The organism is Kitasatospora sp. NPDC004240 (genome assembly GCF_053603215.1).
This window is the reverse complement of the sequence record NZ_JBSGFD010000097.1, coordinates 20,373-30,917: the sequence shown is the minus strand read 5'-3', so window position 1 is coordinate 30,917 and position 10,545 is coordinate 20,373. Positions and strand designations below refer to the sequence as shown.

Here is a 10,545-nt window from a genome sequence, read left to right as displayed (position 1 = left end):
CCCCGCCGCCACCCTGTGTGCAATTTAAAATATTATTTTGTCCCGTACAACCACACACTCTCCCACACTCCGGGGGCGGGGGACGTTCGAACGTCCGCCGCCCCTGTCTGCTCTTTTGGTGCTCGGCTCGCCTCCGGGGCGCTCTGCTCCGGTGCCGACGTCCCCCAGCCTGGCGGCCGGGAGGTGCCCCCACGCTCCAATGCCCCTCGTCCCTCGGGGCCTCCTCGCTCGCTCCCTTTCGGCACCGGCGCGCCCCTTCGGCTCGCTCGCGGGCTCGGGTGACCGGGCTCTGCTCGCGCCCCTTCGGCTCGCTCGCGCCGGGCCCCGCGCGGGCGCCGTCGCGCCCGCGCGGATCCTCGGTGCGTCAGCGCGTCAGTGCCCCAGCGCCCGGGCGCCGGCCGCGCGGTCGGCCGCCTGCGCCTTCAGGGCCCGCTCGACGCCGGCCCGCGACTCGATGACCTGCCGGCGCAGCGCCGGGGCCGGCTGCGCCGACTCCAGCCAGGCGTCGGTGGCGTCCAGGGTGGCCTGCTCCACCTGGAACGCCGGGTACAGCCCGACGATGATCTGCTGCGAGATCTCGTGGCTGCGGCTCTCCCAGACGCCCTTGACCGCCGCGAAGTACTTGGCGGTGTACGGCGCCAGCAGCTCGCGCTGGTCGGCCTGCTGGAAGCCGGCGATCACGGCCTCCTGGACGTAGTTGGTGAGCTTGTCCGACTCCACGACCGAGGCCCACGCCTGCGCCTTGGCCTCGGCGGTCGGACGGGCGGCGCGGCAGGTGGCCGCGTGCTCCTGGCCGGCCGCGGTGTTGTCGCGGGCGAGCTCGGCGGCGATCGCCGCCTCGTCGGCGCGGCCGGTGGCGGCGAGCCGGACGAGCAGGGTCCAGCGCAGCTCGGTGTCCACGGCGAGGCCCTTGATCTCGGCCGTGCCGTCGAGCAGCCCGGCGAGCAGGCCGAGCTGGCCGTCGGTGCGGGCGACCGAGGCGAGCGCGCGGGCCCAGGCGAGCTGGTGGTCGCTGCCCGGCTCGGCGGCGCGCAGCGCCTCCTCGGCGGCCTCGGCCCAGCGGGCGAGGCCCTGCTCGCGCCAGTTCGGGTCGGCGTAGGCGTCGAGGGCGAGCTTGACCTGGCGGTGCACCGACTGGACGACGCCGATGTCGGTCTCCCGGGCGAGGCCGGACAGGGCCAGCGCCAGGTAGTCGCGGGTGGCCAGTTCGCCGTCGCGGGTCATGTCCCAGGCGGAGGCCCAGCACAGGGCGCGCGGCAGCGAGTCGGTGAAGGCGCCGAGGTGCTCGGTGACGGCGGCCAGCGAGTCCTCGTCGAGGCGGACCTTGGCGTAGGAGAGGTCGTCGTCGTTGAGCAGGACGACGGTGGGGCGGTGCCTGCCGACCAGCTCCGGCACCTCGGTGCGCGGGCCGTCGACGTCCAGCTCGATCCGGTCGGTGCGGACCAGCTTGCCGTCGGTCAGCTCGTACAGGCCGATGGCGATGCGGTGGGGGCGGAGCACGGCCTCGCCCTTGGCGCCGGCGGGCAGCGCGGGGGCCTCCTGCAGGACGGTGAAGGACTCGATCTCGCCGTCGGTGTTCAGCACGATGGAGGGGTGCAGCACGTTGATGCCGGCGGTCTCCAGCCAGGCCTTGGACCACGTCTTGAGGTCGCGTCCGCTGGCCTCCTCCAGGGCGCCGAGCAGGTCGCTGAGGCGGGTGTTGCCCCAGGCGTGGCGCTTGAAGTACGCCTGCACGCCCTTGAAGAAGGCGTCCTGGCCGACGTAGGCCACCAGCTGCTTGAGCACCGAGGCGCCCTTGGCGTAGGTGATGCCGTCGAAGTTGACCTGGACGTCCTCCAGGTCGCGGATGTCCGCCATGATCGGGTGGGTGGACGGCAGCTGGTCCTGCCGGTACGCCCAGGTCTTCATCTGGTTGGCGAAGGTGGTCCAGGAGTGCGGCCAGCGCGAGCCGGGGGCCTCGGCCTGGCAGACGGCCTCGGCGAAGGTGGCGAACGACTCGTTGAGCCAGAGGTCGTCCCACCACTCCATGGTGACCAGGTCGCCGAACCACATGTGGGCCAGCTCGTGCAGGATCGTCGCGGCGCGCGCCTCGTACGCGGCGTCGGTCACCTTGGACCGGAACACGTACTGGTCGCGCAGGGTGACGGCGCCCGCGTTCTCCATCGCGCCGGCGTTGAACTCCGGGACGAACAGCTGGTCGTACTTGGCGAACGGGTAGGCGAAGTCGAACTTCTCCTCGAAGAAGTCGAAGCCCTGCCGGGTGACCTCGAAGATCGCGTCGGCGTCCAGGAACTCCCGCAGCGAGGGGCGGCAGTAGACGCCCAGCGGGACCTTCCGGCCGTCCTTCTCGTACGCGTCGAACACGCCGACGTACGGGCCGGCGATCAGCGCGGTGACGTAGGTGGACATCCGCGGGGTCGGCTCGAACTTCCAGACCTGGGTGTCGCCCTCGCCGGCCGGGACCGGGGTGGGGGAGTTGGAGACCACGGCCCAGCCCTTGGGCGCGGTCACGGTGAAGGTGAACGCGGCCTTGAGGTCGGGCTGTTCGAAGGAGGCGAAGACGCGGCGGGCGTCCGGTACCTCGAACTGGGTGTAGAGGTAGGTCTCCCCGTCGACCGGGTCGACGAAGCGGTGCAGACCCTCACCGGTGTTGGTGTAGGCGCAGTCGGCGACCACGCGCAGCTCGTTCTCCGCGCGCAGGTCCGGCAGCGGGATCCGGCTGTCGGCGAAGCTGTCCACGGGCAGCCGCTCGCCGTTGAGCACGATCTCCTCGACGCCCGGAGCGACGAGGTCGATGAAGGTGGCGGCGCCGGGGGTGGTGGCGGTGAACCGGACCACGGTGGTGGACCGGAAGTTGCCGCCGTCGCGGGCCGAGCCGAGGTCGAGCTCGATGTCGTACGCGTCCACGTGCAGGAGCGCGGCCCGGGTACGGGCCTCTTCACGGGTCAGGTTGGTGCCGGGCACTCGCAGGACTCCTTCGTCAGGCTGATGCCTGGCATCCTCCCACGTCCGCCGTCCGAGGCCGCCGGAATACGCCGGGGCGGTGCGGACCCGTACGGTCCGCACCGCCCCTCGTCAGGGCCTGAGCCGGGCTCGGCTCACGGCGCCTCACTTCCCCGCGTCCCGGCGGGCGTCACTTCTTGGCGAACATCGCCACCGGGGTGTCGTAGCCGCTGCTGCGCGGGAACGCCGCCAGCGTGCCGTCGCTGCGCAGGATGTACTCGGTGGAGCTGAGCGAGATCAGCGAGCTCTTGATCTCCCCGATCGGGCCGAGGTCGGTGACCGCGCCGTCGGCCGGGTTGAGCTGGACGACCTTGGACTCCTTGCCGTAGCCGTTGACGGCCACCGCCCGGACCTTGCCCTCCTTGTCCGTGCCGGAGATCAGCCGCAGACCGCGCTCGGTGGTGCCGGCCGCGGACCACAGGCGCTTGCCGGTGGTCAGGTCGTAGGCGTTGATCGAGCCCTTGGCGGAGGCGTCGACCTGGACGTACAGCGTGGTGCCGCTGACGATGTTGAGGGTGTACGGCTCCGAGGTGCCGGACAGGCGCAGGCTGTCCGAGCCGGCCTCCTTGGTCGGCATCTTGGCGATCGGCTTGTTGTCCTTGTCGAAGGACAGGATGTAGTCGCCGTTGACGCCGCTGGCCATCTCCACCACGAGCGGCTTGTCGGAGATGACCTTCTCGACGCGCTCGATGGTGCCCTCCAGCGTCATGGCCTGGCTGGCGGCCTTGCCGCTCTCCGCGTCCAGGACGGTCAGCGTGGACTTGGGCCCGCTGCCGCCGTAGCAGCGGTCGCTGACGACCAGCTGGGTGCCGGCCGCCTCGCCGTACAGGCTGCAGGACTTGTCGCGCGGGGTGTACTGCCAGGCCGCGCTGCCGTCGGTGATCTTGACGGCGCCGAAGGCGCTGGAGCCGCCGACGACGATGACGTTGTCGGTCAGGCTCAGCGACGGCGAGGAGAGCCGCGTGGTGGAGACCTTGGCCGACCAGAGCAGCTTGCCGTTGGCGACGTCGACCGCGCCGATGGTGGAGCAGTCGCTGTCGCCGGTGTTGAGGGAGACCGCGGCGATCTTGTTGGAGTTCATGCCGTACGACATGGAGCAGAACTCCTTCGTCCCGGCCGGCGGCGTGATGCTCCACGCCTCCTTGCCGTCGGAGGAGTTGTAGGCCTTGATGCCGTTGGTGTCGCCGCGGACGATGACCTTGTCGGTGCCCCAGACCGCCAGCAGCGAGCCGGAGCTCGACGTGGCGGACTTGGGGGCGCTCCAGGACAGCGCGTAGGTGCCGGCCTTGGTGCCGCCGCCGCCCGTGGCCGTACCGCCGCTGCTCGAACCCGTCGTGGTGCCGCCGGTGCCGGTGGAGCTCGCGCCGCCGGTGGTGCCCGCGGTGGAGGCGACCGGGTCGTCCTTCTTGTCGTCGTCGTCACCGCCGAAGAGCACGACCAGGCCGGCGATGATGGCCACCACCAGGACGGAGCCGATGATGCCGCCCCAGAGCATCACGGGGTTGCGCTGCCGGGCGACGGGCGCCGGCGGGCCGGGGAAGCCGTACGGCGGGGTGACGTGCTGGCCGCCCGCCGGGTAGCCGTAGCCGTCCGTCGCGGGGCCGGGCGCCGGCGGGGCGGCGTAGCCGTACGGGCCGCCCTGGGCCGGGAAGGGGGAGGGGGTCGGGGCCGGGTCGAACGGGCCGACCGGGGCGCCCGCCGGGGTGCCCATGGGGGGCGTCGTGCCGGGCGGCTGGGAGGGGAACGCGGCGGTCGGCGCGTAGGCGTACTCGGTGCCCGGCGCGGGCGTGCCCGGTGCCGGAGCGGCCGGCGGGGCGGGCGGGGCCGCCGGAGGAGTGCTCGGCGCGGCCGGCGCGCCCTGGGCCGGCACCGGCGCGCCGCCCAGCTGTGTCATCTGGTCGGCCACGGCCGCCGGGTCGACGCCGGGCTTGCGGCCCAGCGGGACCCCCCGGCTCTCCTGCGCACCGCTGCCGGGCGTTTCGCCTGCCCCGGGCGTCGGGTGATCCCCTGCCATCTGATTCCCCGTCATGTCTGGATTTGTCCCCCTCCCCGGACGCGTCCGGAGTCATGGGACGGGTGAGATTGGGCACCATCGTACGGGTGAGCAGTTTTCGGCCGGTCCCAGGCGTCTCCCGGGCCCCGCACCGGGCCGCTGAGCTGGGCCGGGCCGTGCACCGGACCCGGACGGTCCGGGCGTGCGGCGCCGGGGCCCGCTGGCCGTGATCCGACCGATCGACGCGCCCCGGCGGGCTCTCGGGGAATAGGCTTTCAGGGGTTGAACGAAGGCGAACACCCGGGCGAGGGGTTCCCGTGCCCTTGGAGGGGTGGAGAAAAGCATGTCGACGGACACACCGGGATCGCAGTCCTCGCTGCACCGGGCGAACCTCGAACGCGTCCTGCGCGCGGTGCGGATGGCCGGGTCGCTGACCCAGGCCGAGATCGCGCGCAGCACCGGCCTCTCGGCCGCCACCGTCTCCAACATCGTGCGCGAGCTCAAGGAGAGCGGCACCGTCGTGGTCGCCGACACCTCCTCCGGCGGGCGCCGGGCCCGCAGCGTCTCGCTCAGCGGTGACGCCGGGATCGTGGTCGGCATCGACTTCGGCCACACCCACCTGCGGGTCGCGGTCGGCAACCTCGCCCACCGGGTGCTGGCCGAGGAGAGCGCCCCGATCGACGTGGACGTCTCCGCCGCCCAGGGCTTCGACCGGGCCGAGGCGCTGGTCGCCCGGCTGCTGGAGGAGGCCGGGTTCCGCCCGGACAAGGTGATCGGCGTCGGCCTGGGCGTGCCCGGCCCGATCGACGTGGAGACCGGCGCGCTCGGCTCCACCGCGATCCTGCCCGGCTGGACCGGCATCGCCCCCGGCCGGGAGCTGGCCGATCGGCTCGGCATGCCGGTCCACGTCGACAACGACGCCAACCTGGGTGCGCTCGGCGAGCTGGTCTGGGGCGCCGGACGGGGCCTGAGCGACCTCGCCTACATCAAGGTCGCCAGCGGCGTCGGCTCCGGCCTGGTGATCAACGGGCAGATCTACCGAGGCCCCGGCGGCACCGCGGGTGAGATAGGGCACATCACGCTGGACGAGGCCGGGCCGGTCTGCCGCTGCGGCAACCGCGGTTGCCTGGAGACCTTCGTGGGCTCCCGCTACCTGCTCGGCCTGCTCAACGCCAACCTCGGCCCCGACCTCACCCTGCCCCAGGTGGTCGAGCTCGCCCACCAGGGCGACCTGGGCTGCCGCCGGGTGATCGCCGACGCCGGCCGGCAGATCGGCAGCGGCGTGGCGACCCTCTGCAACCTCCTGAACCCCCGCCGCGTCATCCTCGGCGGAGACCTCGCCGAGGCCGGTGAGCTGGTGCTCGCCCCGATCCGGGACTCCGTCGCCCGCTACGCCATCCCCAGCGCCGCGCGGCAGCTCTCGATCGTCCCCGGCACCCTGGGCGGACGCGCCGAGGTGCTCGGCGCGCTCGCCCTGGTGATGAGTGAGATGGGCGACTCGGGCGCGATCGGGCGCTGAGCGCACCGGTCGCGTACGGTCCGTACGAGGGCCCGGACGGCCACCGGCCGGGGCCCCTCCGCACGGCGCCGGCGTCCGGCGGATCGTCTAGCACATCGTCGCCGCGTCCGCCGGAGTACGGGCGCGCCGCTCGGCGTCCGGCAGGCGGACATTAGACTCGACCGGTCGGCACGAACCGAGACGGTCGGATCGTTCCAGGCGAAGAGGGCAGCGACGCCCGTCGGACCGGCCGAGGTCCGCAACACTGAACGAGGAGGAACGGGTGGCCCTGCTGACCCGCATTCGGGGACCGCGCGATCTCGACCGGCTCACGCCCGGCCAGCTGGCCGCCCTGGCCGAGGAGATCCGGACCTTCCTGGTCACGGAGGTCTCCAAGACCGGCGGACACCTCGGACCCAACCTCGGCGTGGTGGAGCTCACCATCGCCCTGCACCGGGTCTTCGACTCCCCGCGCGACCGCATCCTCTTCGACACCGGCCACCAGAGCTACGTCCACAAGCTGCTCACCGGCCGCCAGGACTTCTCCCGGCTGCGGATGAAGGGCGGCCTGTCCGGCTACCCGTCCCGCGCCGAGTCCGAGCACGACGTGATCGAGAACTCGCACGCCTCCACCGTGCTCTCGTACGCCGACGGCCTGGCCAAGGCGAACCAGCTGCTCGGCCGCCCGGACCCGGTGGTCGCCGTGATCGGCGACGGCGCGCTCACCGGCGGCATGGCCTGGGAGGCGCTCAACAACATCGCCGACGCCGACGGCCGTCCGCTGGTCATCGTCGTCAACGACAACGAGCGGTCCTACTCCCCGACCATCGGCGGACTCGCCAACCACCTCGCCACCCTGCGCACCACCCAGGGCTACGAGCGCTTCCTGTCCTGGGGCAAGGACGCGCTCCAGCGCACCCCGGTGGTCGGCCAGCAGCTGTTCGACACCCTGCACGGCGCCAAGAAGGGCCTCAAGGACTTCATCGCCCCGCAGGGCATGTTCGAGGACCTCGGCCTCAAGTACATCGGCCCCATCGACGGCCACGACCTGCAGGCCCTGGAGTCCGCGCTGACCAAGGCGCGCGGCTTCGGCGGCCCGGTGATCGTCCACTGCCTCACCGAGAAGGGCCGCGGCTACCACGCCGCCGAGAACAACGACGAGGACCGCTTCCACGCGGTCGGCGTGATCCACCCGGAGACCGGCCTGCCGATCAAGAGCGCCGGCAAGGACTGGACCTCGGTCTTCGGCGAGGAGATGGTCGCCCTCGGGCACGAGCGCGAGGACATCGTCGCCATCACCGCGGCCATGCTCCACCCGGTGGGCCTGGCGCCCTTCGCCAAGGCCTTCCCGAAGCGCATCTTCGACGTCGGCATCGCCGAGCAGCACGCCGTCACCAGCGCCGCGGGCCTCGCCACCGGCGGGCTGCACCCGGTCGTCGCGGTGTACGCGACCTTCCTCAACCGCGCCTTCGACCAGGTGCTGATGGACGTCGCCCTGCACAAGCTGGGCGTGACCTTCGTCCTCGACCGCGCGGGCGTCACCGGCACCGACGGCGCCTCGCACAACGGCATGTGGGACATGTCGATCCTGCAGGTCGTCCCCGGCCTGCGGCTGGCCGCCCCGCGCGACGCCGACCAGGTCCGCGCCCAGCTGCGCGAGGCCGTCGAGGTCAAGGACGCCCCGACCGTGGTCCGCTACTCCAAGGGCACGGTCGGCCCGGCCGTCCCCGCGGTCGGCCGGATCGGCGGCATGGACGTGCTGCGCGAGGCCGGCGAGGCGGCCGACGGCGGCCGCCGCGCGGACGTGCTGATCGTCTCGGTCGGCGCGATGGCCTCCACCAGCCTGGAGGTGGCCGACCTGCTGGCCGCCGAGGGCGTCACCGCCACCGTGGTCGACCCGCGCTGGGTCAAGCCGGTGGACGCCGCCCTGCCGGGCCTGGCGGCCGAGCACCGGGCCGTCGTCACCATCGAGGACAACGGCCGGGTCGGCGGCGTCGGCGCGGCCGTCGCGCAGGCCCTGCGCGACGCCGGCGTGGACGTGCCGGTGCGCGACTTCGGCATCCCGCAGGAGTTCCTGGACCACGCCTCGCGTCCGGAGATCCTCGCCGAGATCGGCCTGACCGCCGCGGACATCGCCCGCCAGGTCACCGCCCTCGCGGCCAAGGCCGCCGGCCTGGAGGCCACCCCCGTCCAGGCCTGACCCACCCCGCCGTACGACGCGCCCCGGCCCTTCCGGTCGGGGCGCGTCGTTTTCCGGCCCACGCCGGGCCCGATTGTGCCGATCCTGTAACAGCTCGCCACGGGTCGGCCCGATAATCGCACCGAAAGGCGGGACCGACACTGCCCGGGCCCATCCCGCCCGGTAGGTTGTCGTCCGTGCCGACACCCATCCGCTTCCGTCCCGCCGCCCTGGCCGGTCGATGGCCCGACCGCGTCCGCTCAGGGCTCCGGCTGCCCGAGGGCGGCTTCGGGGCCGGAGGGCGGTACTGGACCCGGCTGGTGCCCGTGCTGGCGCTGCTGGCGCTGGTGACCCACATCCCGTCGTTCGTCCGGCCGGTCTGGAGCCCCGACGAGGGCTTCCTCGCCACCCAGGCCCGGATGCTCGCCGACGGCGGCGTGCTGTACGACACGGTGGTCGACCGCAAGCCGCCGCTGCTGCCCTGGCTGTACCAGGCCTGCTTCGCGGTGTTCGGCTCCACCTCGCTCTGGCCGCTGCGCACCCTGGCCGTGGTCGCGCACCTGGTCACCGCGATCCTGCTGGCGTCCATCGCCCGGGGCCGCTGGGGCAACCGGGCCGGCGGCGCGGCGGGCGCGCTGTACCTGCTGGTCTCCATCGGGCTCTCCCCGGAGGACACCCAGGCGGCCACCTTCGAGGTCTTCATGCTGCCGGCCATGGTGGCCGCCTTCCGGTACGCCGAGCGGCGCCGCTGGCTGGCGGCGGGCATCGCGGTGGCGCTCTGCTCGCTCACCAAGCAGACCGGCGGCGCGGTGATGCTGCCGGTGCTCTGGATGCTCTACCAGGACGCCCGGCACCGCGGGGTGCGCTGGCCCCCCGCCCTGTTCAAGATCGCGTTCGGCTTCACCCTGCCGATAGCGCTGGTCGCCGTCATCCTGACCAAGCCCAAGGGCTTCCTCTTCTGGGTGGTCACCGGCAGCGGCGACTACGCCTCCTTCGGCGGCGCCTGGCTGCAGATGACCGGCCGGGCGCTCGGCAACTCGGCGATCCTGGCGGCGGCCGGCCTGGGCTTCCTGGTGCCGGTGGGCCGCCGGCTCTGGCTCAGGTACCGCCACCGCCCGCTGCCCGCCGCCGGCGAGGAGCACGGCTCCACCGGCGACCTGTGGATGTGGCTGCTCTCCTCGGTCGTCGCGGTCAGCGTGGGCTTCCACTTCTTCGGCCACTACTACCTCCAGCTGATGCCCCCGCTGGTGCTGCTGGGCACCGGCGCGGTCGCCACCTCGGCGGTCCGCTGGAAGCCCGTCCTGGTGTACTCCACGGTCGCCGCGACCGCCTTCTGGGGCCTGGCGCTGGCCTGGCCGGGGGAGCGGCTCAACCGCACCACCGAGGTGGCCACCGCGGTCGCCGCGCAGACCACGCCCAAGGACAGCGTGCTGGTCTGGGGCATGCACCCCGAGCTGTACTGGCTGGCCGACCGCAAGCCGGCCACCCGCTACCTGACCGCGGGCTTCCTGACCAACTACAGCGGCGGCAAGGACGGCAGCCAGAACGTCGGCGAGCAGTTCAGCGTCGCCGACGCCTGGCAGACCTTCGACCAGGAGCTCGCCAAGGGCCTGCCGGAGATCGTGGTGGACGACTCCGGCCTCGCCCCGTACCAGCCCGAGCTGGTGCCGAGGATCGAGAACCTGCTCTCCACCCACTACGAGATGGTCGGCGTCTTCGCCGACACCGTGGTCTACCGCCTCAAGCGCTGAGCGGCCCCGCCGCCGGGCCGAGCACCGAGCGGCCCCGCCGCCCGGCCGGACACCGGGCGGCGCGCACGTACGGGAGGGCCCCGGTGACCGAGGATTCGGTCACCGGGGCCCTCCCGTACTG

5 protein-coding genes are annotated in these 10,545 nt (G+C 73.0%); 3 read left to right on the top strand and 2 right to left on the bottom strand.

Going from position 1 to position 10,545, the window contains the following annotated elements; genetic code table 11:
* Window positions 1-372 precede the first annotated feature (372 nt).
* Both pepN and ACWEQL_RS24785 read right to left on the bottom strand, forming a co-directional pair.
* Window positions 373-2,964, bottom strand: coding sequence for an aminopeptidase N (pepN, locus tag ACWEQL_RS24790; protein ID WP_452152503.1), 2,592 nt, complete (start codon window positions 2,962-2,964; stop codon window positions 373-375).
* Between the two features lie 169 nt (window positions 2,965-3,133).
* Window positions 3,134-5,017: an outer membrane protein assembly factor BamB family protein gene (locus ACWEQL_RS24785; RefSeq protein WP_452152502.1), complete on the bottom strand. Its 1,884-nt coding sequence runs from the start codon at window positions 5,015-5,017 to the stop codon at window positions 3,134-3,136.
* 322 nt (window positions 5,018-5,339) lie between these two features.
* Between ACWEQL_RS24785 and ACWEQL_RS24780 the strand changes: the two genes are divergently transcribed.
* The 3 genes from ACWEQL_RS24780 to ACWEQL_RS24770 all read left to right on the top strand — a co-directional run bounded on the left by ACWEQL_RS24780 (window position 5,340) and on the right by ACWEQL_RS24770 (window position 10,424).
* Window positions 5,340-6,515 (top strand): ROK family transcriptional regulator, encoded by a 1,176-nt coding sequence (locus ACWEQL_RS24780; RefSeq protein WP_452152501.1) that lies wholly within the window; start codon window positions 5,340-5,342, stop codon window positions 6,513-6,515.
* 262 nt (window positions 6,516-6,777) lie between these two features.
* Window positions 6,778-8,694: a 1-deoxy-D-xylulose-5-phosphate synthase gene (dxs, locus tag ACWEQL_RS24775; RefSeq protein WP_452152500.1), complete on the top strand. Its 1,917-nt coding sequence runs from the start codon at window positions 6,778-6,780 to the stop codon at window positions 8,692-8,694.
* A 176-nt stretch (window positions 8,695-8,870) separates the two neighbouring features.
* The gene (locus tag ACWEQL_RS24770) at window positions 8,871-10,424 is read left to right on the top strand and encodes an ArnT family glycosyltransferase (protein ID WP_452152499.1); all 1,554 of its coding nucleotides are present in this window, start codon (window positions 8,871-8,873) and stop codon (window positions 10,422-10,424) included.
* Window positions 10,425-10,545: the final 121 nt, after the last annotated feature.